Here is a 26,908-nt window from a genome sequence, read left to right on the forward strand (position 1 = left end):
AGGAAACGCCGCCGACCGGCGCGCCGGAGGTCGGCCGGTGGCCGAACCGGCTCAGCGCGCCGACCCGGTGACCCGTACCGACCAGCGCGATCGCACCACCTCGCCGACCAGCACGGGCAGCATCCGATGGCCGGTACGGGCGGCCAGTCCGCGCGCCGCGGTCAGCTCCGCCCCGCGCAGGCCACCGCTGAGGATCACCGCGGGTCCGGTCGCTGTCGCGCCGATGCCGGTCGCGTCGGCGAAGCTCGCCAGCCGGCGGTACTGCCTCGGAGCGTCCGGGCCGAGCGCGTCGCCCACCACGAACACCGCCGCGCCCGCCGCGTCGAGCTGCGCGGCGAACGCGAGCGCCTGCCGGCGGGCGACCGGCGTCGCGCCGGTGACGGTGAGGACGTCGGGCGCGGCGGCGAGGTCGACGAAGAGCCGTCGCTCGCCGTCCCGGCCGAGGACGACGGGCATCGTGGCGTCCGGGAGCTGTCCGTCGCCGATCCACGCGCAGGGCGTCTGCGCGCTGCCGTCGCCCGCGGTACCGAGCAGGCGTACGTCGAGACGATCCGGGTCGGCCGTCAACGACTCCAGTTGCACGGCGACCCGACCCGACGTGGTCAGCAGCGAGACCGGGCGGACGACGACCACTGTGGTGGTCGCGACCTCCATCGGCGGGGCCGGGGCGGGCTCGCCGTCGTCGGGATCGACGGTGCCGGTCGGTCCGTCGGCCTCGGGCTCGACGCTCTCGGTCGGCCGGGCCGTCGCGGCCGGATCGCCGGTCGCCGCGGGATCGCCCGGCTCGGTGACTCTCGGCTCGGCGGGTTCGACGGTCTTCGGCTCGCCCGGCTCGGCGATATCCGGCTCGGCCGGTTCGGTGATTCCCGGCTCGGCGGGTTCGACGGTCTCCGGGGCGGCGGACCGGGGTCGTGCGCCGCCACGCACCAGTCGGAGCACGACGGCGAGCAGAACCGCCATCACCACCAGCCCGGCGGCGCCGACCAGGTACGGGGTGGCGCCGGCACCGTCCTTCTCGGCCGCCGACCCGTTCGCCCGCGCCTCGGACGGTGCGGGCAGTGGCCCGACGCGCACCGCCGAGCCCTTCGCGTCGGGCGGGAGTTCGAGGATCCAGCCGGGTTGCAGCGCGGTGAGCGGCTCGGTCAACGTGCCGCCGTCCGGCTGCGGGCGGTCCCGGTTGAGGGCGAAGATCTCCCGGTACCGGTTGCCGTCGCCGAGCGTCTGCACCGCGATCTGGTACAGGTACTCGCGTTGGCCGTCCCGGGGCGGGCCGACCACGTAGTAGCGGGTGGTCGAGGGGCTCGCCGGGGTGCCGGCCGTCGCCGTGGGCGCGCCGGCCCGTACGGGCGGGCCCGACCGGGCGGCGGTCAGGTCGACCGGGCCGGCCGGCGCGGTCCCGAGCACGGCCGACGGCGGCTGGGCGGCGCGTGGCGGGGTGGCCTGAGCCGCCACGGGCGTGAGGACCGGGGCGAGGCCGAGCAGGAGACCGAGCAGCAACCAGGGGCGGCGGGGTGGTCGCGCGGCGCGGGTCGCGACCGCCGGTGGCCGATCGTCTCCGCGCCGATGAGGTCCGCTCCCGGCCCACCTGCCCATTCCGCACCATCCCTCGCGAACGCTCGCCCCCGCAGGTTCGGCCCAGACCGTACGCGACCCGGTTCCGGGCGGGCGAACCGCGTTGGACGGTGTCCCGGCGCGGCCCGGTGACACCGGCTCGCCGCTGCCCGGCGGCGTTCGAGGGTCCGTCGGGGACGGTGCGGGAGCTGCCCGGCCGTCGATGTCGACCGGTCCGGCGGTCGGCCGCGAAAGTCGGCCGGGTGGCGGCGGGGGCGGCAATGATGGCCCGGGGAGACGGCGCGAGGGGAAGCGATCAGCGATGAACGACCGGAACTCCGCGACCGTGCTGCTCACCGGGGCGACCAGCGGGATCGGCGCGGCGGCGGCGCGGCTGCTCGCCGGTTCGGTGCGGCGGCTGATCGTGCACGGTCCGGAGCCGGCCTCGGAGGTGCGACCGCTGCTCGACGAACTCCGCTCCGCCGGCCGGGCGGAGATCGGGTACGCGTCGGCCGACTTCGACCGCCTCGACGACGTCATCGCCCTGGCCGAGCAGGTCGCGGACACCACCGATCGGGTCGACGTCGTGGTCAACAACGCCGGCCGGCCCGGTGCGCCGCGGCGGCGGCACAGCCACGACGGGTACGAGGCGACGTTGCAGACGAACTACCTCGCGGCGGTCCTGCTCACCGAGCGTCTGTTGCCGCTCGTGCCCGAGACGGGGCGGGTGGTGCACGTGGCGTCCGCGACGCATCTCTCCGCCACGTTCGAGCTGGACGATCCGCAGCTGCGGCGTGGCTACGAGCCGACCGCCGCGTACGCCCGCTCGAAGCTCGCGCTGGTCGCCCACGCGGCCCGGCAGGCAGCCCACCTCCGGCCGGAGATCGTGAGCGTCCACCCCGGGATCGTGTCCACCGCGCTGCTGCACGCGATGTTCGCCGTCGAGGGCGAGCCGGCGTCCCGGGGTGGCGCGAACGTCGTGGCGGCGGCGCTGCGGCCGGGCCTGCCCAGCGGCGCGTACCTGGACGAGCAGCGGGTCGCCGAGCCGGCCCGGCAGGTGCGGGACGCGACGTTCCGGGAGGAGCTGCACCGGCTCACGATGACGCTGCTCGGGCCCTGGCTCGACGGTCGCCGCTGACCGGTGGCTAGGGCGGGTGTCAAAGTCCCTGGCCGGCCTGCGGCGGGCCCAGACGACGACCGGCGGCGTCGGCGCTTCGTCCGGATACAACACCGGTATCCGAACGAATCCCCGCCTTGCCGGACCGCCGCCTGGACTCCGCCTCGGCTCGACCGAGGACTTCGACACCCGCCCCAGTGGCGGTAGGACTTCAGCTCCGCGTCCGGCCCGGGCGGGTGGAACCGCGGCTCGGTCACGCCGCCGTCAGGAAGGCGGTGAGTGGTTCGACCAGCCGGGCCGGCGCTCGGTTGATGCCGTCGTGGCCGGCGCGCGGGACCGGCAACACCCGCATCCGGGGCAGGACGGGTGCCAGGGACGCAGCGAGCCTCGGATAGTGCGGCGGCCCGGCCTGCCCGTAGGCGAAGAGCACGTCGGCGGTGATGGCGGCGTACTGCTCGGCTGGGCCGTCGTGCGCCGCGATCTCGGCGGTCTCGTAGAGCGTCATGTCGAGCAGCTCGCCCATCTCCCGCCCGACGGGGTGGCGCAGGAGCAGCCGGGTGAGGGCGGTCTGCACGGCGAGGGGCAGTCGGGACGCGAGCGACTGCGGGTTGCCCGCCGCGCCGACGATGGCGAGCGCGCGGGCGGTGTCGCCGGTGCGCAGTGCCGCGCGCGCCGCCGGGATGAAGTCGGCCTTGAAGATGCCGTCGACGGAGACGGCCGGGTCGTAGAGCGCGAGCCGGGCGATCGGCATGGTGAGCGCGGCGCGTAGCGCGATGAAGCCGCCGGAGCTGTGCCCGACGACCGCCCGCGCCCTGGTCTGCGCAAGCACGGCGCCCAGGTCCTCGATCTCCTGCTCGACGGAGTAGGGCTCGCGGCGGGCGGGTGCGTCGGCTCGGCCGCGCCGGTTGTAGAGGTGCACGGTGCAGCGCTCGGCGAGGGCGGCGGCGAGCCTGCGGTAGGGCTCGACGGTCACACCGCCGCCGTGCACGATCACCACGTCCGGGCCGGTGCCGGTCGAGTGGAGCACGATCTTCTCACCGTCCGGTGCGATGACTCGTTCCATGAGCGCCCACCCTTCTCGTAACTGCGAACGACGTTTGCAGTTTACAGTGGTTCGGTGAACGACGCGACCCCCGGAACCGGCCACACCCAGCGGGAGTCGATTTTTCGGCGACCCGTACGCGGAAGCCGGGGCCCGGCCCCCGCACACAGCCGGGACGACATCGTGACCGCGGCGATCGCGATCGCGGACGCCGACGGGCTGGCCGCGGTCTCGATGCGAGCGGTCGCCGCCCGGCTGGAGACCGGCGCGGCCTCGCTCTACCGCTACCTCTCCTCCCGCGACGACCTGCTGGACCTCATGGCCGACCGGGTCGCCGCCGAGCTGCGCCCGTACCCGGAACCGGACGGCGACTGGCTGGACACCCTGGTACGCCTGGCCCGCGCGCAACGGGCGGTGCACGAGCGCCACCCGTGGCTGTTCGAGCTGAGCCAGCGGGCCTCCGCCATCGGTCCGGAGGCGCTCGCCTTCTTCGACGCCTGCCTGCGGGTCATGGCACCGGTGGAGGCGCCCTCCGCCGCCAAGTTCGAGGCGATCGGCATGATGAACGGCGTGGCGATCCTCTTCGCCCGTAAACGCGCCGCCGGCGAGTCCCTCACCTTCGTCGGGTTCGACCTCACGCCGTACCCGCATCTGCTCGCCGCGCTCAGCCGACCGGCCGCCACGCCGGCGGCGGCCATGGACCTCTTCGAGCGCGCGCTCCGCAGCCTGCTGCGCGGGCTCCTCACCGCCTAGCGCAGCGGCCCAGCGCGACGGCGGCACCGCCGCACGACGACGGCATTGGTGAGGATGGTGCCCCGCGCCCCGGCTCACCCGGCCGGACAATCGATTGCGATCATGCTCCGCGACGTTCCGCCCCCGATGAACGGAGCCGCATCGTTGAACACACCTCCGATCCGCCGACGCGACGCGCTGCTCGCCGCGGTGCTCGCCCTCGCGCTGGGCGTCGGCACGCCGGCGTCCGCCGCACCGGCCGGTAGTGGCGCCCCCGTGCCGCCGGCCGAACCACCCACCCGGGTCCCCACCGGCGCTCCACACACGATCACCCTGATCAACGGCGACCGGGTCACGGTCACCCCCACCGCGGGCGGGGTCGCCACCGACGTGCGCGGGCCGGCCGGTCAGCCGGTCGGCGCCCAGGTCGTCACCTACGGAGACGACACCTACGTCTATCCCGACTCGGTCACCCGGTACGTCGCGTCCGGGCTGCTGGACCAGCGGCTCTTCAACGTCACCGAGCTGATCGAGGACGGCTACGACGACGCGCACCGCCCCCGGCTGCCGCTCATCCTCAGCTACACCGACGCCGCCGCCCGGGCCAAGACCGCGCCGACCGGCGCGACCCGCCTCCGCGACCTGCCGAGCGTGCAGGGCGCCGCCGTCGAGGCGGACCGCAGCCAGGCGGCCCGCTTCTGGAGCACCCTCACCGGCACCACCGCCGGGGCCCCGGCCGCGAAGCAGTCCCACACCGAACCGGTGCGGTTCACCGGCGGCGTGACGAAGGTGTGGCTCGACGGCAAGGTGCGCGCCGCGCTGGCCGACACCACGGCGCAGATCGGCGCGCCGCAGGTCTGGGCCGGCGGCAACACCGGTGCCGGCGTACCGGTCGCCGTCCTCGACACCGGCGTCGACGCCGAGCACCCGGACCTGGTCGGCCAGGTCACCGAGGCGCGCAGCTTCGTGCCGGGCCGGGAGGTGACCGACCGCAACGGCCACGGGACGCACGTCGCCTCGACCATCGCCGGCACCGGCGCCGCCTCCGCCGGCGCGGAACGGGGGGTCGCCCCCGGCGTGCGACTGCACGTCGGCAAGGTCCTCGACGACACCGGCGAGGGGCAGGACTCCTGGATCCTCGGCGGCATGGAGTGGGCCGCCCGGGAGGCGAAGGCGCGGGTCATCAGCATGAGCCTCGGCGGTGACCCGAGCGACGGCACCGACCTGCTCAGCCGGGCGGTCAACCAGCTCAGCGCCGAGACCGGCGCCCTCTTCACCGTCGCCGCCGGCAACTCCGGCCCGGACATGCAAACCGTCGGTGCGCCGGGCAGCGCGGACGCGGCCCTCACCGTGGGCGCGGTGGACACCCTCGACCGGCTCGCCGTCTTCTCCAGCCGGGGGCCGCGCCGCGGAGACAACGCGCTGAAGCCCGACATCACCGCCCCCGGCGTGGACGTGCTCGCCGCGCGCTCGCAGTACGCGCCCGAGGGCGAGGGGCCATACCTGACGATGAGCGGCACCTCGATGGCGACCCCGCACGTGGCCGGCGCGGCCGCGCTGCTCGCCGCGACCCATCCGCAGTGGAGCGGGCGGCAGCTCAAGGACGCCCTCATGAGCACGAGCAAGGTGACCCGGCAGTACGACGCCTACCGGGGCGGTACGGGGCGGGTCGACGTCGCCGCCGCCGTCTCGGCGACCGTCTTCGCCACCGGCGTCGACTTCGCCGCGCTGCGCTGGCCGTACGAGCCCGGGCAGCGGACCGACCAGAAGGTGACCTACACCAACGGCGGCGACACCCCGGTCACCCTCGACCTGAGCGTCGAGGCGCCCACCGCCCCGCCGGGGCTCTTCACCCTCGACGCCGATCAGGTCACGGTGCCCGCCCACGGCACCAGCACCGTCACCGTGCACGGCGAGCTGGACCGGATGGCCGACGAGGACGGCTACGCGTACGCCACAGTGGTCGCCGCCGGCCCGGCCGGCGCCCCTCGCCTGCACAGCCTGGTCGGGCTCGACAAGAAGGGGCAGCGCGTCGGGTTGACCGTCACCACGAGGGACCGGGACGGCACCGGGCTCACCGGCCAGCTCCTGCTCAAGGACATCACTCGGGACGTGGTGCCGGAGCTGCACCAGATCGACGAGAGCGGCCGACTCGCCCTGCAGGTACGGCCCGGCACCTACAGCCTGCTCATGCAGGCCGACGTGCCCGGCGTGCACGGTCCGCACTCGGTCGGCCGGGCGATGCTGGTCGCCCCCGAGGTCGTCGTCGGCGACGACGCCCGCACCGTCACGTTGGACGCCCGGACGCTGCGGCAGGTCACCGCCGTCACCCCGCAGCGAACCAGCCTCGCCGGGCTCGGGGTCCACTACTTCCGCTCCTACCCCGACCGCTACCGGCTCTCCGACAACTACCTCCTCGACCCCCGCTACGACAGCCTCTGGGCCACCCCGACCGGCCGCAAGGTCGAGCGGGGCGCCTTCACCCTGGGCTTCCGCTGGTCCCTGATCCAACCGCCGCTGACCGTGGCCGGCAAGGGCGACGACTACGACGACCTGAGGATGCAGAGCGGCTCGGCGATCGGCCCGCAGGGGCGGCACGACCTCGACGCCGTCTTCGTCCCGGGCGGGACGCCGGCCGACGTCGCGCGCGCCGGGGTGCGTGGGAGGGTCGTGGTGGTCCGGCACACCGACACGCCCACCGCGCTGGCGCAGGCCGACGCGGCGGCCGCCGCCGGGGCCCGGCTGATGATCGTCGTCAACGACGGGTACGGGCGGCTGGACGCCTGGGCGGACGTGCCGGACCCGAAGACCCCGTTGCCGGTCGCCTCGCTCGGCCGGGACCAGGGCGAGGCGCTGATCGAGCGGATCCGGCGGGGCCACGGACGGCTCACCGTCGAGGGGCACGCCAGCCCGGAGTACCTCTACGACCTGGTCGACCGGCACGCCGGCGCGGTGCGGGCGGAGCTGACCTACCGCCCGCGCGGCAAGGACCTGGCCCGGGTCGAGGTGTCGTTCCGCCACCCGAACCCGGGCACCGGGGTCTGGCTCCGGTACAACGTCTCACCGGACGAACCCACGACCGCGTTGAGCGCGGTGCCGGTGCCGTTCCCGGCGCAGGGCGGGCGCACCGACTGGCTCTCCGCCGACGCCGGGAACGAATGGCTGGAGATGGTGAACCTCGCCCCGCTCGTGCTCGGCTCCGAGCCGGTCGCCTACCCGGCGGGGCGCCGCACCGAGCAGAGCTGGTTCGCGCCGGTGGCCCGGCCGCGGGCGCCGCAGCGCTCGATGCTCTTCAGCCCGCCGGTGCTGGTCGGCGAGTGGCTGACCGTGCCCGGGCTGCCGAGCTGGGGTGACGCGGAGCCGCACCACCACGGAATGACCTGGGGTGCCGAGGTCGCCCAGACGACCAGTCTCTACCAGGGCGCGGAGCTGATCACCTCGATGCCCGGGGGTGGGGTCGCGGCGGCGGTGGATCCGGCGCGGCCGGTGCGGCTGGTGACCGAGGCGACCCAGGACGCCGTCTCGCCGTACTCGACCCGGACCGTCACCGAGTGGGATCTCAGGTTCCCCGACGTGGACCCGGACTCGGTGCGGCAGCTGCCCCTGATCCAGCTCGACTACGGCGTGGCGACCGACCCGGCCGGGCGCGCCCGCCGCACCGACGAGCTGACCGTCTCGGCCGGTCACCTCGCCGGGGCGTGGCACGCCGGGGCGATCCGGACGGTCGGGGTCGAGCTGTCGTACGACGACGGCCGGAGCTGGCAGCGGGTCACGAAGCTGCGGGCGGAGCACGACGGCTGGCGGCTGCGGCTCGCCGCGCCGAAGTCGGCCCGATTCGCCTCACTCCGGGTGACCGCCCGGGACGCGGTCGGCAACACGGTCACCCAGACCGTCGTACGCGCCTTCGGGCTGCGGTAACGGTGCCGACGCGGGCCGGTCGGGGCGGCGACGTCCCCGGCCGGCCCGGTGGTCCTGCTCACCGAGCGTGGGCGGGCGCCGAGCGGCCGAACTATGCTGCGACGGTGTTCGACTCGCGTCACATCCGGACGTTCCACGAGGTGGTCCGGACGCGGTCGTACTCGGCGGCGGCGCAGGCGCTCGGCTACACGCAGCCGGCGATCTCCCAGCAGATGAAGGCCCTGGAGCGGGAGGTCGGCACCCCGCTCTTCACCCGGGTGGGGCGGCGGCTGCGGCTCACCGAGGCGGGGGAGACGCTGGCCCGCCACACCGAGCACATCCTCGGCAGCATGTCGGTCGCCCGGGAGCAGATGGCGGCGATCGCGCGGCTGCGCACCGGCCTGGTACGGGTCTGCGCGTTCCCCAGCGCCAACGCGACCCTGCTGCCGGAGGCGATGGCGTTGCTCGCGGTCGAGCACCCTGGCATCCGGGTGGAGCTGCTCGAGGACGAGCCCCCCGACTCGCTGCGGCGCGTGGTGCAGGGCGAGAGCGACGTCACCCTCGCCTTCACCTATCCCGGCCTGCGGGAGGAGGTGCCGGCGGAGCTGGTGGAGATTCCGCTGCTGGAGGACCAGCTCACCGTCCTGCTGCCGGTGGGGCATCCGATGGCCCGTCGCCGCGCCGTCCAGCTCGGCGACCTCGCCCAGGAGCGGTGGATCGCCGGCTGCCTGCGCTGCCGTACGAACTTCGTGCACGAGTGCGCGCAGCTCGGGTTCACGCCCGACATCGTCTTCACCACCGACGACAACCTCGCCGTCCAGGCGCTCGTCGCGCAGGGGCTCGGCGTCGCGATGATGCCCGGCCTCAGCCTCTCCTTCCTGCGCCGGGACAAGGTCCGGGGGAAGCCGCTGGCACCCGCCTCCCGGCGTCAGGTGTCGGCGTACGTCCTGCGCGAGCACCTGCGCATCCCGGCGACGGCCCGGCTGCTGGAGGCGCTCGCGGCGGTGGCGGGCCGGCGCGCCGACCCGCTCGAGGCGTGATGCATAAGCGTTCCTTGGGTTCGGCCAAGAAACTGTAGTTGGACGTGATGGGTCACGCTCAGTCACCATGGACGTCATGACCACTCCGACCGTCACACCTGTGACCACCACCGCCCGCCTCGCCCGGCTGGTCGAGGAGATCCGGGCCGTGGTCGACCGTGGCCTGCCGCCGGACCTGACCGCGTACCTGGTGGGGGAGCGGCTCGCGCCGCACCTGGGCGCCTCCGACCTGCTCACGCCCGAGCAGTGCGAGGGAGACCCGGAGCGCTACCGGCAGCACGTCCTGCATGCGGAGCGTGACGGCGGCTTCTCAGTCGTCGCCCTCGTCTGGCTTCCCGGTCAGCGGACCTCGATCCACGATCACGTCGCCTGGTGCGTCACGGGGGTGCACCAGGGTGAGGAGCACGAGCGGCGCTACCGGCTCGTCTCGGACGGCCTCGCCGCCCGGCTCGTCGCCACCCAGGACGTGGTGAACCGTCAGGGCGAGGTGTGCGGTTTCGCGCCTCCCGGGGACATCCACCGGGTCTGGAACGGCGGCGACGGCACGGCGATCTCGCTGCACATCTACGGCGCCGACATCTCCCGTCTCGGATCCAGTGTCCGGCGGGTGTACGCGCAGCCGACCGACGAGAAGTGAACGGGACACGGGTGCCGGTATGGCACTGACCGGCACGACCGCGCACGCGAGCGAACCGGCGGGTGTGGCGAACGGCGGAACCGGCGCCGACCGGACCGGGGCCACGAGTCGCTCGGACGGTCGACGGATCCTCCCCGGGCTGGTCGCCGCCGCCGTCGGGGCGTCCGCCGCCTGGGCGGTGCACTGGTTGCTGCCCGCCGTGCCGGTGCTGACCGCCGCCGTCGTGCTCGGCATCGCCGCCGCCCACCTGCCCGCCGTTCGCGATCGGGTGCGCGGTGCGGCCCGGCCGGGGCTGAGCGTCGCAGGCAAGCGGCTCATGCGGGTGGGCATCGTGCTGCTCGGGCTCAAGCTGAGCCTGCAGGACGTACGCGAACTCGGCTGGCCCAGCGTGGTGATGGTGATCGCGGTGGTGACCGCCACCTTCGTCGGCACCTGGTGGCTGGGCCGCAAGATCGGGCTCCCCGGTGACCAGCCGCTGCTGATCGCCGCGGGCTACGCGATCTGCGGGGCCTCGGCGATCGGGGCGGTCAGCGCGGCGACCCGCAGCGACGAGGAGGACGCGGCCGCCTCGGTCGCGCTGGTGACGCTCTGTGGCACGCTCGCCATCGCCGTGCTCCCGCTGCTGCACCAGCCGCTCGGGCTCGACGACGCGCAGTTCGGCCGGTGGGTCGGCGCGAGCGTGCACGACGTCGGTCAGGTCGTCGCCACCGCGCAGACCGCGGGACCCGCCGCTCTGGGCGACGCGGTGCTGGTGAAGCTCATGCGGGTGGCCCTGCTCGCCCCGCTGGTCGCCGTGGTGGTCGTGGGGCTGCGACGGCGGGCCGGCGGGCCGGAGTCGGCCGACGGGTCAGGCGCGGGACGGCCCTCCCTGGTGCCGCTCTTCGTCGTCGGCTTCCTGGTGATGATCGCGGTACGCAGCACCGGCTGGCTGCCCGAGGGCGTGCTCGACGGCGCGGCCCTCACGCAGGAGATCCTGCTCTCCGCCGCCCTGTTCGGCCTCGGCAGCGCGGTCCACCTGCCCACCATGGCCCGTACCGGCGGTCGGGCCGCCGCCCTCGGCCTGAGCGCGTGGGCGGTCGTCGCCGGCGTCTCGTACGCGGGCGTACTGCTGACGACCTGACCGGGATCGTCGCGACCGGGAAGCACCGCGAGCGGCGCGCCCGGCCGCTACGGCCGTGGGTCTCCGTTGGCGAAGATTCGCCCTGGATATACGGATTGTTCATCGTGTGTCCGGCTACCCACCGCGCCGATCGGAGGTGCCGTCGCGGCGGGATTGAACCGGAGCGCGTCCCCGACCGTCGACCGTCGTGGGTGACCGGGACGGGGCACCGGCCGACCGCGACGGCGTGGAGAGGAAGCAGGGGTCGATGACGCAGACCGGCGAGGTACGGCAGGAGCAGGCCGCCTTCCATCAGCTGCTGCTGCGGATGGCCGGTCGGCTGCCCGACGAGCTGATCGCGGAGGCCCGGCGCTGGCTCGTCGCGGGCGAACTCGTCGAGATCGCCCAGGCGGTGGTCTTCGCGGCGCTCGCCGCCCGGGTCGCGGTGACCGAGGCCGAGGCCGCGCTGCTCGCCGAGGCTCTCACCGCCGCAGGTGAGGACGTCGAGGCGCTCTCCGACCTGGAGCGCTCCGAAGCGGACCCGCAGCCGCTGTACGGCGTGGCCCCGGTCAGTCCCGAGGTGCTCGCGGAGCACGGCGACGCCGTGCCGTACGCCGTCGACCTGACCCAGCCGTACGACGGACCGGGCGGAGCGGACGAGGTCGACGCCGCCGCCGTCGCCGCGATGCCGTCGCTCACCGCGGACGCGTCCCCCCGGGCGCTCTGGCGCACCTGGCGGTTCCCGGCGATGGGCACCCAGTGGCCGCCGCCGCGTCGGGTCTACCTGCTGCAGGCCGACGACGAGGCGGTCCTGCCCGCCCTGGCCGCCGGACTCCAGGACGCGCTGAGCGCCGCCGGGGAGGAGAACCCGCAGGTGGAGGCCTTCGTCGACGCCGACGGACTGCCGGCCTACCAGCGCACCGCCCTCGGCTTCTCCGCGCTGCTCTGGACCGCGGCACCGAGCGAGACGCCCGCCGTGGCACGGGTCTTCGACACCTTCGAACCCGGCGTCGGCCCGGGCTTCGAACCCGACCACCCGGAGCTCGACGAGAGCGAGGCGGAGCGGGTGGCGCGCTACCTCGACGAGGGCGTGCCGCTGCTCATCACGCCGGACCTCGCTCCGGACGTGGTCGACCCCGCCCGGCAACCCGTGGTGCCGACCGCGTTCCGTACCGACGGGCGGTGGATCTGGAGCGACGCGGTCAGCTACTACCTGCGCGGCTACGGCCTGGCGCCCGATCCCGCGCTCCTCGCCGACATCCGGCGGAGCGGATACCAGCCGCCCGAGGTCGACGCCGTGGCGCTGCACCGGACGCTCTCCGTCCTCTACGCCTCGGCGGCGAGCGGGGTCGACGACGCCGACCGGTCCGAGGTGGCCGGCGGCGGGAACGAGCCCGCCGACAGCGGGGACGTGGCCGGGGAGGCCATGGCGAAATCGGTTTGAACCGACCACGGATGATCTCCGTCGTACAACCGAGCACCTGGCTTAGGGAGATCGAACAGTGTCCATGGCCTCCGGAGGTGGCGTACGGTCCCGACTGCGGCGTGCGCTGCTCGGGCTGGGCGTACCCCGTCGCCTCCTCGGCCGCCCGGCCCGCCGCTGGACGGCCGCGCTGCTCGCGCTCGTGCTCGCCGGCGCGGCCGGAGTCGTGGCGAGCTCCGGCTTCGGCAGCGCCACGGCGGGCCAGGCCCCGCAGCTCGTCGGTCGGCCGGTGCCGGCCGCCGACGCGCGGATCGTCGCCGCGGCGGCGCTCTCCTGCCCGGTGCTCACCCCGGCCCGGCTCGCCGGGCAGCTGATGGCCGCGTCCGGGTTCGACGCCACCGCGCGGACCTCCGCCGGCAGCGGCCTCGCGGGACTCTCCGACGCGTCGTGGGAACAGTGGAAGCCCGGTGTCGCCGCCCGCCGGGGCGACCACGCCGCCGCCGTCGCCGCCCTCGCCCACCTCACCTGCGACCTCGTCGGGCAGGTGCGGCAGGCCGGCGTCGAGGGCGACGCGTGGCTGCTCGCGCTCGGCGCGTACCACTCGGGCGTCGCGGCCGTACGTGAGGCCGGCGGCATCCCCGCCCCGGCCCGCGAGTACGTCGACACCGTCGCCGGCTACGCCGCCTGGTACGCCCGCCAGCCGCTGGCCGGCTTCGACACCCCCACCACGGCCACCGGTCCGGTCGGGGTGGCGCCCGGCCGGGGCACTCCCGCCAAGCCGGTGCCCGACGACTACCTGGCGGCCGTACGCGCGGCCGGCGCGCACTGCCCCGCCCTCTCGCCGGCCCGGGTGGCCGCCCAGTTGATGGCGGCCTCCGGGTTCAACCCGAACCTGCTCGGCGCCGACGGCGGACAGGGCATCGCCCAGTTCACCCCCGAACGCTGGGCCCGGTACGCCCCCTACGCCCAGGTCGCCTCACCCTGGGACCCGGGCGCCGCCGTCCCGGCGCTCGGCCGCACCATGTGCTCTCTCGTCGACGAGCTGGACGGCGTGGGAGAGGACCCGTACCTCGCGGCGCTCGCCGCGTTCCGGGCCGGCCCCGAGGCGGTACGCCAGGCCGGCGGCGTGCCGGAGAGCGCGACGGTTCGGGACTACCTCAACCTGGTCTCGACGTACGCGGGCTACTACGGCGGCGACAAGCGGCTCGCCGACCCCGCACCGCCGAAACCGCCCCGGACCCCGGCCGCGACCCGGACACCGCACGCCCCCCGACCCACCACCAAGCCGGGCACCGGTTCGACCACGCCGCCGTCGCCGACCCGGACGGTGACCCCCGCGAAGCCGCCGCAGCGGCCGCAGTGGCAGACCCGAGTGGTCAACGGCACCTCGGTGCTGCGTCCGGGCGGGTCGTGGCGCACCAACCGGCTGACCTTCTCCCTCGCCTCCGACGGCAACCTGGTCCTCAACGACCAGGGCCGTCGAGTGTGGAGCGCGCAGACCGGTGGCAAGGGCGCGGACCAACTGGTCTTCCAGGACGACGGCAATCTGGTGCTCTACACGCGAAGCATGGCGACGATCTGGAGCACCCGCACCAACGGTCACGACGGCGCCATCCTCGTGCTGCAGAACGACGGTAACGTGACGATCTCGCAGAACGGCCGGACGCTCTGGCAGACGGGCACGGCGAAAGCGGGCTGACCCGCGACCTCGACCCACTCCGTTCGTCCGTCCGTCGAAAGCGAGGTGATCCGCCCCATGCCCCCGGGCTGGACCGATCCGCCGCCGACGGCCGACGTCACCGTGGAGGTCGTCGGTGACGCGCTGGTGCTGCGTACCGAGGCGGACAGCCGTGCACCGCTCGTCGCGCTGGCCGCTGCGCTGCCGGTCGAGGCCGGGCAGAGCGCCGTGCTGAGCGCGGCGACGGTGACGGGCCGGACGGACTTCTTCGAACTCCTGCCGGACCTGCTGATCGAGCACCTCGGCGGCAGCGCGGGCGCGGTCCGGGTCGTCGCGACGGGCGCGTACGCCGACTCCGTCCAGCCGGTGCCCGCCGCCCGGAAGCTGGCCGAGTGGGTGGGGCAGGACGTGCTGGTGCCGGTGGTCGGGCTGATGGTGGCGCCGGACGGCGTCCACCTGCTGCCGGCCGACGCGCTCGGCTCGATCTGGGTGACGTGCTCGCCCGACGGCCCGCCCCGCCCGGCGGCCGTGTGGCCGCCGCCGGCCCCGGCGGGCACTGAGCCGGTCCCGCCCTCGGCGACGTCCGAGCCGCCGACGGAGCCTGCGCCCGCGCCGACGGAGCCTGCGCCCGCGGCCGCGGAGTCAGCGCCTGTGCCAGCGCCCGCGCCTGAGCGAACGGAGCCCGAGCCTGCGCTCGCGCCGACGGCACCCGAACCCGGGCCTGCGTCCGCGGTGCCGCAGCCGGTGCCCGCGCCGGCCGTACCGGACCCGGCAGTCGTCGACGAGCGTCCGGACGTGGTTGTCGAGGTCGAGCCGGTTCCGGTGGCGGTCGCCCTGCCACCGGCGGCCGTGCCGGTTCTGCCGCTGGTCGTCACACTGCCACCGGCCGCGGCCGTGGCGCGGCCCGAGCCGGTCGAAGCGCTCCCCGAGCCGCAACCCGCCCGGGTCGAGGCGGTTCGCGAGCCGGAGCCGGAGCCGGAGCCGGAGCCGGAGCCGGAGCCGGTCGAGGTGGTTCCCGAGCCGGAACCCGCCCCGGTCGAGGCGCTCCGCGAACCGGAGCCGGTGCCGGTCGAGGCGGTCCCCGAGCCGGAGCTGCCCAGGGTCGCGCCACCGCAGCGAGCGTTGCGGGCCGAGTGGCCGGACGGGGGACCGTGGTGGCTCGTGTCCGGGAAGGACGGCGTGGTCGCCGTGCCGCGCGAGCGTCCGCCCCTCGTGTGGCTGCCGACCCGTTCCGTGCCCGCCGCGCCGGCATCGAGCGAGGCCTCCGTCCCGCCGCCCGACCTGCCCGGGGTACGTACCCGCGCGGGCTGGTCCTTCGTGGACGAGCCGACCGACCGGCTCGCCCCGGCGCTGGTCGGCTTCGTCGTCGAGGTGACCGTCGACGCGACCGGTTTCCGGGTCGGTGGTCGACCGACCCCGCCGCGCAGCTTCGCGAAACTGATCGCGGCCTGCCGCCCGGACGCGCGCCAACCGGTCGTGCTCGTCTCCCGGGGCGTGACGGTCGCCGGCCCGGCGGCCGACCTGCTCTACGGTGGCCTGGCGGACGCGCTGGCGGTCCATGTCTACGCCGCCGACGGGGAGGTGCAGCACGCCAGCAGCGGACTGCTGCGAACCACCGGCGTCTTCCGCCGTTGGAGTCCCCGGCGGGTCCGGTCGGGCGACGGGCGACCTACGCGTCAGGTCCGAGTGGTCGGCCAGGTGCTACCGCCGCTGCCCGGTACGGTCGGCCGTCGAACCGCCCCCGCCGACCGGCCGTCGGCCACCACGACGGCCCGGCGCGTCCCGCCGCCCGTGGCTCCGCCCGGCGCCGAAACGGCAGCGGCAGCGGGGGTCCGGACCGTTCCGCAAACTCCGCCCGGTACCGGTCCGGCAGCGGCAGCGGAGGTCCGGACCGTTCGGCCGGCTCCGCCCGGCACCGATTCGGTGCCGACAGTGGAGGCCGGGACCGACCCGCCGCCCGTGGCTCTGCCCGGTATCGGTCCGGCGTCGGCAGGGCGGGAGGCCATGGCAGCGGACGCGCCGAGCAGCGACGACCCGTCCGTGCGGCCGGACGCGCGGCCCGGCTCGCCAGACCGGACGGACGGCCACTCGGAGCCCGGAACGGATGCCGGAGCCGGCCACCAGCCCGAGGCGCTGTCCGGGACGGACTCGCGACGGGTGCCGACGCCCGCGGACCGCCCGGAGACCGAATCCGTCGCCGCGGCGGGCGCGGAGGCGGGCCCGCACTCGGTCGGAGTGGCCGACGACGCGAACTCCGAACCCGTTCCGGAGCCCGAGCCCGTTCCGGAGCCGGAGCCGGTGGCCGCCTCGGCGGCCGCCCTGCTCGACGCGGAGCGTTGGCGCATCCGCTCGGCGGTGCCGCCGATCGCGGCGCGACAGGCACCGCCGCCGCCGTCGGAACCGGCGGCGCCCGCGCCGGCCTCGACCGGTCCGACCGCCGGGTCGCCCTCCACGTCGGCCGGGCCGGCGCCTGCGGCCGGGCCATCGGCGCCCACCGGGGTGCCGGCGGCAGGGGCTGCGGCCGTGGGAGAGCTGCCCGGGCCGGTCGCGGTCGTGCCGGCCGGCGATCCGGGCCTGCCGACCGGGCCGGCCGCACCGGCGGCCGGCGATCCGGCAGCCGGCGATCCGGCGGCCGGCGCGGCGGAGGACTCCGACCCGGTCGTACCGGTCCGGGTCAGCCTCCCCGGCCCGGCGGCCACCGTCCCCGGCCCGCCCGCCGGGTTGGTCGCCGCCGCCACCGGCCGGGTCGACACCGGCACCGAGGAGCCACCCGCCGCAGCCGTCGAGCCCTCCAGCGGTGGCCCGGTGAGCGCCGGCGGCTCCGACGCGGCCGAAGTGCAGTCCGCTGCCGTCCCGGTGCGCCCGAGAGCGCGCTGGCTCCCGAGCGCCGACCCGGAGTTGACCGTCGCGAACCGGGCCGCGCTGCGCCAGGCGGTCGGCGGTCGGTACGACGCGTACGCGCGGGTGGTCACCCGGACGCTGGCCGAGTCGCCGGGGCTACGGGCCGCGGTGGGCGCCGTCGCCGACCTCGCGGCCGGGCTGGTCGCCGTGCGGGCGTACTGCGACGGCGAACGCGAGCGCGTCAACGAGGTACTCCGCGGTGGCGGCGACGAGGAGGAGAGCGGGCGGGTCGAACTGCTGACCCGCTGGGCCACGTACGGGCTGCGCCGGCTGCCGTCGGTCTTCGGCCCGGTCTTCCGGCCCGGTCCCGCCGACTTCGCGCAGGCCCACGCGTACCGGCCCGGTGACGTGCTCGCCGAGCCGGCCTTCGTCGACGTGGATCTGGCCGCCGGTCCGGTGCCCCCGTCCGGGGTGGAGTTCGCCATCTGGTCGGTGAGCGCCCACCGCCTCGGCGGGCTGGCCGCCGACGGCGGGACCGGGGCGGCCGTCTTCCAACCGGGCAGCAGGTTCCTGGTGCTCGCGGTCGAGGAATCAGCCGGGGGTGACGCCCCGGTGCGGGTGATGCTGCAGGACCTCGCCGCCGCGCACCGTGGCGAGCCGCGCCGCGGTGGGCGCGACGACTCGGAGCGGATCCTGGCGAAGCTGCGGGCGGTGCCGCGTACCGGGGCGAGCCGGACGACGAGCTTCGCGCCGGGGCTGGACGACGAGGGCCGTCCCTTCCGGCCGCCGGCGGAACCCGCCGGCGCCGCCGTGCCGAACAAGGGTGGGAGAGCGTGAGCAACGGCATGCTGCTGGTGTCCCAGACGGACCCGGGATACCTGTCGACCATCGAGGAGGCCGTGCGGGCCGCCGGGCCGGGCGCGACAGTCGTCGTCCAACCGGGCACGTACCGCGAGAAACTGCGGCTGACTCGGGACGTGGTCGTCACCGCGGAGGACGGGCCGGGCACGGTCACCATCGACGGTGGGGACGGTGTGGCGGTCTTCGCCGCCCGGGGCACGGCGACGTTGCGCGGCCTGACCGTGCGGGGTGGTGGCGCCGACCTGCCCGCCGTGCAGGTGGGGCAGGGCCGGCTGAACCTCGCCGACTGCGAGGTCGTCGGGCAGGGCATCGTGGCGGTGCACGCGCCCGGCGGCGCGTTCGAGCTGCACGACTGCCGGGTCAGCAATCCGGCGGGCGCGGGCTTCCTGATCGACGGCAGCGCCACCGGCGAGGTCGTCCGGACCACCGTGCGCGACGTCGGCAGCGCCGCGATCGTGATCACCGGGGGCGCCGATCCGGTGTTCCGCGACTGCACCCTGGCGGACGGGCGCGGCGCGGGTGTGCTCGCCACGAAGGGTGGCCGGGGCAGTGTCGTGGGGTGCGACATCAGCGCCGTCGAGGGCCCGGCCGTCGCCGTGGAGGAGAACGGCGCGGTGCGGGTGGTGCGTACCACCGTGCACGAAACCGCGGGCGCGGGCGTCTTCGTCGCCGGCGGCACACCGACGTTCGAGGATTGCGAGTTGCGTGACCTCGGTGGCCACGGGGTGGTCCTCTCCGGCACCGCCGACCCGGTGCTGACCCGCTGCCGGATCAGCGGCACCGCCGGCCACGGGCTCTACGCGTTGGAGAACGCGACGGGTGTCTTCAGCGACGGGGAGATCAGCGGCACCGAGTCCGCCGCGGTGGCCGTGACCGGCTCGGCCGCGCCGCGGGTCGAGGGGGGCCGGGTGTCCGGCGAGGAGGGCGTGGTGCTGCTCTTCGACGGGGAGGCGGCCGGCACCGTACGCGGCGTGACCGTGCACGGTGGACGCGACGGCCTGCTGGTGCAGGGCGGGGCTCACCCGGCGATCGAGAACGTCACGATCACCGACTGCGCCGAGTACGGTCTGCGGGTGGCCGACCGCGCCGGGCCGACCGTGAGCGGCGCGCGGATCGACGGGGCCCGCGGCGGTGGCGCCCTGGTCTCGCGCGGCGCGACTCTCACGATGACCGAGACGACCGTCCGCAACGGCGCGAACGCGCTGCTGATCGCGGCGGGCGGCGCCGCCACGGTCACCGCCTGCGAGTTCGGTGGGGCGCGGAAGGCGGGCATCCTGGTGCAGCAGGAGGCCACGCTGACGTTGGCCCGTACCCGGGTGCGGGGCAGCGGGGGGCCGGGGATCCGGTTCGGGGCCGGCTCCTCCGGTCGGCTCGACGGCTGTGAGGTGCTGGAGAACGCCGGCGACGGGCTGCTCGTCGAGACGGTGGAGCCGGTTCGGGTGCGCACCAGCACCATCGTGGGCAACGGCGGTGAGCCGATCCGGCTGACCGTGCCGGGGGCGGTCGACGTGGACGACTCGCGGGCGTCCCGGCCGCCGTCGGCCGGCGAGTCGGCCCGGCCCGAGGAGCCCCCGGCCCGGCCGGGCGCCCCGGCGAACCCCGATCCCACCGGCGACCCGTCCACCGCCACCCCAGCGGCCACCGCGGTCGTCGCGCCGCCGGCCGCGCCCGTCGATCCGGCGACACCGCTGCTGGCGGAGCTGGAGGCGCTGGTCGGGTTGGCCGGCGTGAAGCACGAGGTCGCGACGCTGGTCGGGCTGCACCGGATCAGCCAGCGTCGGGCCGCCGCCGGCCTGCCGGCGCCGCCGATGTCCCGTCACATGGTCTTCGCGGGCGCGCCCGGCACCGGTAAGACGACGGTGGCCCGGCTGTACGGGCGCATCCTGGCCGCGCTCGGCGTGCTCAAGACCGGTCAACTGGTCGAGGTCGCCCGGGCCGACCTGGTGGCCGAGCACATCGGTGGCACGGCGGTGAAGACCACGGAGAAGTTCAACGAGGCGCGCGGCGGGGTGCTCTTCGTCGACGAGGCGTACGCGCTGGCCCCGGTGGAGAGCGGCGGCGGCCACGACTTCGGCCGGGAGGCGATCGACACCCTGGTCAAGTTGATGGAGGACCACCGGGACGAGATGGTGGTCATCGTCGCCGGCTACTCGGCGCAGATGCGCCAGTTCCTGGACGCCAACCCCGGTCTGGCCTCCCGGTTCTCCAAGACCGTCGAGTTCGAGAGTTACGCGACGGAGGAGTTGGTCACCATCGTCGAACGGCTCTGCAGCACCCACCACTACTCCCTGGAGTACGACACCCGGGTGGCGCTCGCCAACCTCTTCGACGGGATGAACCGGGACGCGAACTTCGGCAACGCCCGGGTGGCCCGCAAGGTGTTCGAGGAGATGATCGGACGGCAGGCGTACCGGCTCTCCCAGGCCGGTGACCCGTCCGGCGTCGAGCTGGCGCAGTTGCTGCCGCAGGATCTGGGCGCGCCGGCGGGGACCGGGGTGCAGGCCGGGGTGGCGCGCGACGACGAGCTGAACCGGCTGCTCGGCCGGCTGAACGCCATGATCGGCCTGTCCGGGGTGAAGCGGGAGGTGGCCGACATGATCGACCTTCTGGCCACCATCCGGACCCGGGTGAAGGCGGGCCTGCCGGCGCCGTCTGTCTCCCGGCACCTGGTCTTCTCCGGGCCGCCCGGCACGGGCAAGACCACGGTGGCCCGGCTCTACGGCGAGTTGCTGACCGCATTGGGTGTGCTCGCCGGTGGGCAGCTGGTGGAGGTCGCCCGGGCGGATCTGGTGGGGGAGTACATCGGACACACCGCGCAGCGCACCCGGGAGGCGTTCGACCGGGCTCGGGGCGGGGTGCTCTTCATCGACGAGGCGTACACGTTGGCGCCGCCGGACGCCCGGCAGGACTTCGGTCGGGAGGCGATCGACACGCTGGTGAAGCTGATGGAGGACCACCGCGACGAGGTGGTCGTGATCGCCGCCGGGTACGAGGAGGAGATCGAGGCGTTCCTCGCCGCCAACGCGGGTCTGGCGTCCCGGTTCTCGCGCCGGATCCACTTCGCCAACTACGACGCCAACGATCTGGTCGCCATCTTCCAGAATCTCGCCGCGGCGAGTGGCTACGAGTGTCCGGGGCAGACGCTGGCGGCGCTGCGGCAGCACTTCGAGCATGTGCCGCGCACGCGGACCTTCGGTAACGGCCGGTACGCGCGGCAGGTGCTCGACGAGACGATCACGCGTCAGGCGGGCCGGATCCGTTCGCTGCGCGACCCGAGCGTGGAGCAGCTGCGGATGCTCCTGGTCGAGGACGTCGCGACAACATGAAGGGTTTTCAGTGTTGTGTCGCGCCTGCCGGCGTTTGTAATGATTTCGTGAATGTTTCGCTTGATTGGCCGGAGGCTGCCCGTATGCTTCACCGAAGCTCCAGCGTGGATCCGTCGACACCCGACGAACCGCGTTCCGGGGCGGGGCGGGGTGTGACGGTAACCGGGGAGGCAGTCGTTGTTGGTGCCGGCCAAGCTCGTCGGCACGGCCCCTTCCGGCACCGGTGGTGGTGACGGAGGGCCGGGCGACGAGGCACGGGCGCAGGCCCGGATGCGCGAGGTGCACGCCGAGCACGCCGAGCCGCTCTACCGTTTCCTGCTGCGGCTGAGCTGGGGCGAGCGGCAGCTCGCCGAGGACCTGCTCCAGGAGACGATGCTGCAGGCGTGGCGGCACCTCGACCGCCTGCCCGACAGTAGCGAATCGGTTCGCCGGTGGCTCTTCATCGTCGCCCGGCGGATCGCCATCGACGCGGCGCGGGCCCGACAGGCCCGACCCACCGAGGTAGGCCTGAACGACCTCACCCGGCTTCCCGCCAGCGGCGACGTGACCGAGGACGTGGTGGCCGTGCAGACGGTCCGTCGCGCCCTGCCGAAGCTGACGCCCGCCCACCGGGCAGTCCTCATCGAGCTCTACTACCGCGGCCGTTCGACGGACGAGGCGGCGGCCCGCCTCGGCATCCCGGAGGGGACCGTCAAGTCGCGCGCACACTACGCCTTACGGGCATTACGGGCTGCCATCGGTCGTACCGACGCGGATTGACGATCCGTGGCGAGGTCGGAATGCGCGAGTGCTGACCCGGACGGGTGTCCACGTCATACAGTGACTGCCAGTTCGAGGATCGCCCTGACCTGCGCCAGGACGGCGGCCGGGTCACCGAGAAGATCTGGCGCGCTGATGACCGACGATGGCGACGGCACCCGCGGGTGTGCCGACTGCGGGACGTACCTGCTGGGTGCGCTCCGCCCCGACGCCGTGCTGGCCTTCGAGGCGCACCTGCTCGACTGCGCCCGATGCCGGGCCGAGTGCGAGGAGCTCGGGCCGGCGGTCACCGCCCTGACCGGGCTCGGCCCCGACGAGGGGGTCGGACTGCCCGACCGGGCCGTTCGAGCGGTCCGGCGCGGGAGCGACACCCGCAGCTTCCCGCCGGCCGGCGTCGACTGACCCGTCACCTGTGGCCCGGGTGCCCCCGTCCGCGGCCGGATCCGGCCGCGGACGGGGGTCAGCATCCGGTCAGAGCCGGGCGCACTGGCCCGTCGCCGGGCCCTTCACCGTGTTGGGCCGGCTCTCGTTCACCGGCGCCGGGGTGTTTCCGGAGCAGCTCAGCGGCCCGCCGACGGTGTTGGCGGCGACCACGACCGGCTGGCTGCCGGAGTTGCCGGTCACGGTAACCGGCCCGCTGACCGAGACCGAGTCGATCCGTACGCCACCGGTGTTACCGGTGAGTGAGAGCGGACCGTTCACCTTGCCCGCGCCGATCCGCAGCCCGCCGGTCGCGCCGGAGACCGCCACCGGGCCGGCCACGGTCGCCCCGGAGAGCTCGAAGAGCACCGGACGGGTGGCGGAGATCGGACCGTTGACGGCGCCGCCGGTGACGATCAGCGACGCGCCCGGGTGGACCGTGACCGGCCCCGCGATGGTGGCGTTCTCCAGGCAGGTCAGGCCCGCGCTGACGACCAGTGGCCGGGTGTACCGGCCGGTGATCGTCGTGGTGCACTGCGGGCCGCCCTGGCCGACCGTCGACCGCGGCGCGGTGTCCGCGGTGACCGGCGAGTTCGCTGCGAAGTAGTCGACCAGCATGGTGAGGTCGTTGTCACCGGTGGTCGCCGGGTCGGTCCCGCCGCCGAGCGCGGTGAAGTTGTCCCCGCCGGCGGCGAGGAACGAGTTCACCGTGACGCGGTACGTGCCCGACGGGTCGACGGCCGCTCCGTTCAGCTTCATCGACGTGATCCGCGAACCCTTGGGCGCCTCGGGGTTGTAGGTGTAGCTGAACCCCTTCGAGACGCCCAGCCACAGCACCGGACGCGACGCGCCGTCGGGCTGCCACTGCTGCTCCAGCGCCTGCTTGATCTCGGCGCCGGTGTAGCTCTTGGTGACCACGTCGTTCGCGAACGGCTGGACGGCGAAGGCGTCGGCGTACGTCACCGTGCCGTCGGTGCGGTAGAGCAGGTCGGCCCGGAGCCCGCCCGGGTTCATGAACGCGATCTGCGCGCCGCCCCGACCGGCGTCCTTCGTGCCGGCGAGCTGCACGTCGGCGACGAGGTTGCCGAGCGCCGACTCCTTGCCCCGATCCTCGTTGCCGTCGGTGTAGGCCCGCTTGACGTCCGCGGTGATCGACCCCAGGTGCTCCTTGCCCAGCTCGGCGGCCTTCTCCTTGGCGGTCGCCACGATGCCGGCCACCGCCGGGTCCTGCGGCGCGCCGACCACGTCCACCAGCGCCGCGTCGGCGGTGGTGACCTGACCGGCCTCCGGGTCGTACGTCAGGGTCAGCTTGCCCAGCCGCTTGCCGTAATCCTCGGCCTGCAGCACCGGACGCAGCCGGTCGGTGCCGGGGACGGGGAGCTCGAAGGCGTACGGCTGGTGGGTGTGACCGCTGACGATGGCGTCGATGGTGGCGTCGACCCGGGTGAACGGACCGAAGACCGGGTCGGCGGCGAGCGCCTCGGCGGAGTCGATGTGCTCCGTCGCGGCGCCCTCGTGCGCGAGCAGCACCACCACGTCGGCCTCGCCGTTGTCCGGGTTGCCGTCCTTGAGCTGACCGGCGACCAGGTTCGCCTCGGCGACCGGGTCGCGGAAGGTGAGCCCGGCGATGCCGTCCGGGCTGACCAGCGACGCGGTCTGCTTCGTCACCACACCGACGAAGCCGACCCGGACCCCGCCCACCGTGCTGACGGAGTAGGCCGGCAGCTCCCGGGCGTTCCCGCGGTACACGTTGGCGCCCAGGTACGGGAAGTCGGCGCGGTCGGAAACCCGGCCGGTGAGGTCCGCGGCACCCTTGTCGAACTCGTGGTTGCCCACCGCCGAGGCGGCGAGACCCATCTGGTTCAGCGCGTCGATCGTCGGGTTGTCCCCGTCGATCGCCGAGATGAAGGTGGAGGCGCCGATGTTGTCGCCCGCGGAGACGAACGCGGTGTTCGGGTTCTGCGCCCGCAGCTGGCCCAGCAGGCCGGCGAGCTGGGCGGCGCCGCCGACCGGCTGGCCGTCCACGGTGGCCGGGGACTCCAGCCGGCCGTGGAAGTCGTTGACGGTCAGCAGCTGCAGGTCGACCGGCTTCGCGCCGGTGCTGATGCCGACCACGAGGGGGTTGTGGTCGCTGGCCCGGTACGGGCTCGGCTCGTAGAAGGCGGGCAGGCCGTCGTACTGGAACGCGAACGACTCGACCGCGTTGATCTGCCACACGTCGACCCCGGTGACCCGGGCCGCCAGCGACGGCGAGGCGAGCGCGTGGTCCAGGGAGCCGGACTCGCCACCGAAGACGTAGGTGGCCTTGCCCGTGTCGTTCAGATCGCGGTACTGCTCCCCGTAGAGGACCTGCATCGGGTCCTCGTGGGTGTACGCGTTGAAGTCGCCCAGCAGCAGCACGTCCTCGGTGCCGCTGTCGGCCTTCACCTGGTCGACGAAGGTGGCCAGCGCGTGCGCCTGCCGGACCCGGTCGCCGTTCCAGGACCCCTGACCGTCACCGGTGTCGGCGTTGTCGCCCGTGCCGGTGCCGCTCTTGGACTTGAGGTGGTTGGCGACCACGATGAACGACACGCCGTCCGCGGTGAACGCCTGCGCGATCGGCTCGCGGGCGTTGAACCAGACGCTCTCGTCGTTCACCGAGCGGGCCGGGCCCTTCGGCTGCGCCTTCGCCGGCTTGAAGATGATCGCCGTGGTGATGAAGTCCTGCGCCGCCGGAGCCGGCAGCTCGGCCGGGCTGCGGACGTAGTCCCAGGTGCCCGCGCCGTCCTTGGCGTTCAGCGCGGCGACCAGGCGCTTGAGCGCCTGCTGCGGGTCCTCCGGGTTGAAGCGGACCGAGTTCTCGATCTCCTCGAGGGCGACCACGTCGGCACCGAGGGCGCTGATCGCGGAGACGATCTTCGCCTCCTGCCGGCCGAGCGCCGCCTCGTCGGCCGCGCCCCGGGCGTCCCCGCCGAAGTGGACGAAGTAGTTCAGCACGTTGAAGCTCGCCACCCGGAGGTCACCGCCGACGTTCACCGGCGCCGAGGTCCGCGGGTTGGTGGCCTTGAAGGTGGTCCGGGCGGGAGCGGCGGTCTCCGCGCTGACCGGCAGCGTCGGCTGCAGCCGCCACTCGTCGAAGCCGTACGACAGGACGGACGGCCCGAAGGCCTCCACCGAGTCGCCGACCCGCAGCGGGCTCTCCTTCGACACGTACGGCGGCAGCAGGCCGCCGGTGGAGAGGTTGGTGGTCCGGCCGTCGTCGACGAGGATCCGGCCGCGCTCGTTGGCGGCCGCCACCTGGTGCGCCTCGTCCGAGCCGGGACGGGCCAGGTCGGTCGGGTTCGCGGCGGGACGGTCGCCGGCGGCGAGCACGACCTCGCCGTACCGGTTGGTGTTGTAGACCTCGGAGACGGTGTACGCGCCGACCGGGGCGACCAGCATCGACTCGACCGACTCACGGGCGGCGTCGTCGAGCGGCAGGCTGACCGGCACGGGCGCGGGCAGCGGCGCGTCGTGCGCGCAGACCTGCACGTCGGCCTTGGCGCCGATGGTGACCTGGGTGAGGCCGTTGAACTCGCTCAGGGTGCCGCTGACCCGCACCCGGTCGCCGATCGCCACCGACGGGTGGTTGGCGGTGCTGGTCGTCAGGTAGACGAAGACGCCGTCCGAGGCGGTACCCGCCGTGACCGGCCGATCTCCGCCGCTACCGGCGCTCTGCACGTAGACGCCGTTGTAGCCACCGGTGCGGTGATCGGCGGTGACCACGCCCTCGACGGTGACCCGGGTGCCCGCCAGCGGGGTGGCGGCGCCGGTGCCCTGGACCTCGGCGATGGTGTGGTCGACGGTGACGGTGCAGCCCACCGGGGGCTCGGGGTCGTCGTCGCCACCGCCGGCCTGGTTGAGGCTGCCGAAGCTGTTCGGCGCGGCCTCCCGCCACGTCCCGTCGAGCTTCTGCAGGGAGTGGCCGGCCGGGGTGGTCGCGGTCTCCGCGACGCCGAGGTCGACGGCGGTGCGCCCGTTCGCCGGCCCGCCGGACGCCGTCATGGTGCCCTCGTAGCTGAGGAACTCGGCGACCGTGCCGTCCGGGGCGACGAGCGCCACGCCGTCGGGCGACCCGTTCTGGATCCCGTCGACCGGGTACGACGCGACGACCACGCCCGTGGCGGGCACCGTGCCGCTGAGGGTCCGCGTGTTGTACGCCGCGTTGTTGGCGCCGTTGTAGAGGACGACCTGCCAGCCGGTCAGGTCGTAGCCGACCGGCGCCTGGATCTCGATCGCCTCGCCGGTGTCGGTGCCGGCGTTGTCGTAGTGGATCTCACTGACGAAGGGCGTGGTCGCCGTCGGCGCGGCGACGGCGGTCGTACTGCTGGCCAGGGTCAGTGCGCTGCCGGCGAGCAGCACGCCCACCGCAGCCAGTGGTCGTCTGGTCATGTGCCTGTACATGAAACTCGGGCCTCCGATGGGAGTAGACCGTCGGAGGATATGGGCAACGGGTGTCCGCGCGGG

General features: G+C 74.6%; 15 protein-coding genes. 12 read left to right on the forward strand and 3 right to left on the reverse strand.

Annotated features, from left to right (window positions below; all coding sequences use genetic code 11):
- Positions 1 to 51: 51 nt before the first annotated feature.
- Positions 52 to 1,497: a hypothetical protein gene (locus D7147_RS06795; protein ID WP_120674721.1), complete on the reverse strand. Its 1,446-nt coding sequence runs from the start codon at positions 1,495 to 1,497 to the stop codon at positions 52 to 54.
- A gap of 376 nt (positions 1,498 to 1,873) precedes the next feature.
- On the opposite strand from D7147_RS06795, the gene D7147_RS06800 reads away from it, so the two are divergent.
- The gene (locus D7147_RS06800; RefSeq protein ID WP_120674723.1) at positions 1,874 to 2,689 is read left to right on the forward strand and encodes an SDR family NAD(P)-dependent oxidoreductase; all 816 of its coding nucleotides are present in this window, start codon (positions 1,874 to 1,876) and stop codon (positions 2,687 to 2,689) included.
- Between the two features lie 232 nt (positions 2,690 to 2,921).
- Here the strand turns inward: D7147_RS06800 and D7147_RS06805 are convergent, their stop codons facing one another.
- Positions 2,922 to 3,731: an alpha/beta fold hydrolase gene (locus D7147_RS06805; protein WP_120674724.1), complete on the reverse strand. Its 810-nt coding sequence runs from the start codon at positions 3,729 to 3,731 to the stop codon at positions 2,922 to 2,924.
- A gap of 54 nt (positions 3,732 to 3,785) precedes the next feature.
- Between D7147_RS06805 and D7147_RS06810 the strand changes: the two genes are divergently transcribed.
- From D7147_RS06810 to D7147_RS06860, 11 genes are all read left to right on the forward strand, one after another.
- Complete coding sequence (locus D7147_RS06810) at positions 3,786 to 4,463, forward strand: TetR/AcrR family transcriptional regulator (RefSeq protein ID WP_199716564.1); 678 nt, start codon at positions 3,786 to 3,788, stop codon at positions 4,461 to 4,463.
- Positions 4,464 to 4,607: 144 nt separating this feature from the next.
- Positions 4,608 to 8,360 carry a S8 family serine peptidase gene (locus D7147_RS06815; RefSeq protein WP_233562979.1) on the forward strand — a complete coding sequence of 1,251 codons (3,753 nt, stop codon included), beginning with the start codon at positions 4,608 to 4,610 and terminating at the stop codon, positions 8,358 to 8,360.
- A 104-nt stretch (positions 8,361 to 8,464) separates the two neighbouring features.
- On the forward strand, positions 8,465 to 9,379 hold the full coding sequence (locus D7147_RS06820) for a LysR family transcriptional regulator (protein WP_120674728.1): 915 nt from the start codon (positions 8,465 to 8,467) through the stop codon (positions 9,377 to 9,379).
- A 76-nt stretch (positions 9,380 to 9,455) separates the two neighbouring features.
- Entirely contained in the window at positions 9,456 to 10,016 is a 561-nt protein-coding gene (locus D7147_RS06825) for a cysteine dioxygenase family protein (protein ID WP_120675286.1), read from the forward strand.
- 19 nt (positions 10,017 to 10,035) lie between these two features.
- The gene (locus tag D7147_RS06830; protein ID WP_120674730.1) at positions 10,036 to 11,136 is read left to right on the forward strand and encodes a YeiH family protein; all 1,101 of its coding nucleotides are present in this window, start codon (positions 10,036 to 10,038) and stop codon (positions 11,134 to 11,136) included.
- A 247-nt stretch (positions 11,137 to 11,383) separates the two neighbouring features.
- A complete protein-coding gene (locus D7147_RS06835) occupies positions 11,384 to 12,559 on the forward strand; it encodes a hypothetical protein (protein ID WP_199734096.1) in 1,176 nt (391 codons plus the stop codon).
- A 58-nt stretch (positions 12,560 to 12,617) separates the two neighbouring features.
- A complete protein-coding gene (locus tag D7147_RS06840; protein ID WP_147437361.1) occupies positions 12,618 to 14,237 on the forward strand; it encodes a hypothetical protein in 1,620 nt (539 codons plus the stop codon).
- A 57-nt stretch (positions 14,238 to 14,294) separates the two neighbouring features.
- Positions 14,295 to 17,894 (forward strand): hypothetical protein, encoded by a 3,600-nt coding sequence (locus D7147_RS06845; RefSeq protein ID WP_120674733.1) that lies wholly within the window; start codon positions 14,295 to 14,297, stop codon positions 17,892 to 17,894.
- Complete coding sequence (locus D7147_RS06850) at positions 17,891 to 21,244, forward strand: right-handed parallel beta-helix repeat-containing protein (protein WP_120674735.1); 3,354 nt, start codon at positions 17,891 to 17,893, stop codon at positions 21,242 to 21,244. The genes D7147_RS06845 and D7147_RS06850 overlap by 4 nt, the downstream gene beginning before the upstream one ends.
- Before the next feature lie 270 nt (positions 21,245 to 21,514).
- Complete coding sequence (locus D7147_RS06855; protein WP_120675288.1) at positions 21,515 to 22,003, forward strand: sigma-70 family RNA polymerase sigma factor; 489 nt, start codon at positions 21,515 to 21,517, stop codon at positions 22,001 to 22,003.
- Between the two features lie 135 nt (positions 22,004 to 22,138).
- On the forward strand, positions 22,139 to 22,405 hold the full coding sequence (locus tag D7147_RS06860) for a zf-HC2 domain-containing protein (RefSeq protein WP_120674737.1): 267 nt from the start codon (positions 22,139 to 22,141) through the stop codon (positions 22,403 to 22,405).
- A gap of 69 nt (positions 22,406 to 22,474) precedes the next feature.
- Here D7147_RS06860 and D7147_RS06865 read toward each other — a convergent pair whose 3' ends face one another.
- Positions 22,475 to 26,833 (reverse strand): ExeM/NucH family extracellular endonuclease, encoded by a 4,359-nt coding sequence (locus D7147_RS06865; RefSeq protein WP_233562980.1) that lies wholly within the window; start codon positions 26,831 to 26,833, stop codon positions 22,475 to 22,477.
- Positions 26,834 to 26,908 lie beyond the last annotated feature (75 nt).

The sequence above is a fragment of the Micromonospora musae genome, from assembly GCF_003626545.1.
GTDB lineage: Bacteria > Actinomycetota > Actinomycetes > Mycobacteriales > Micromonosporaceae > Micromonospora > Micromonospora musae.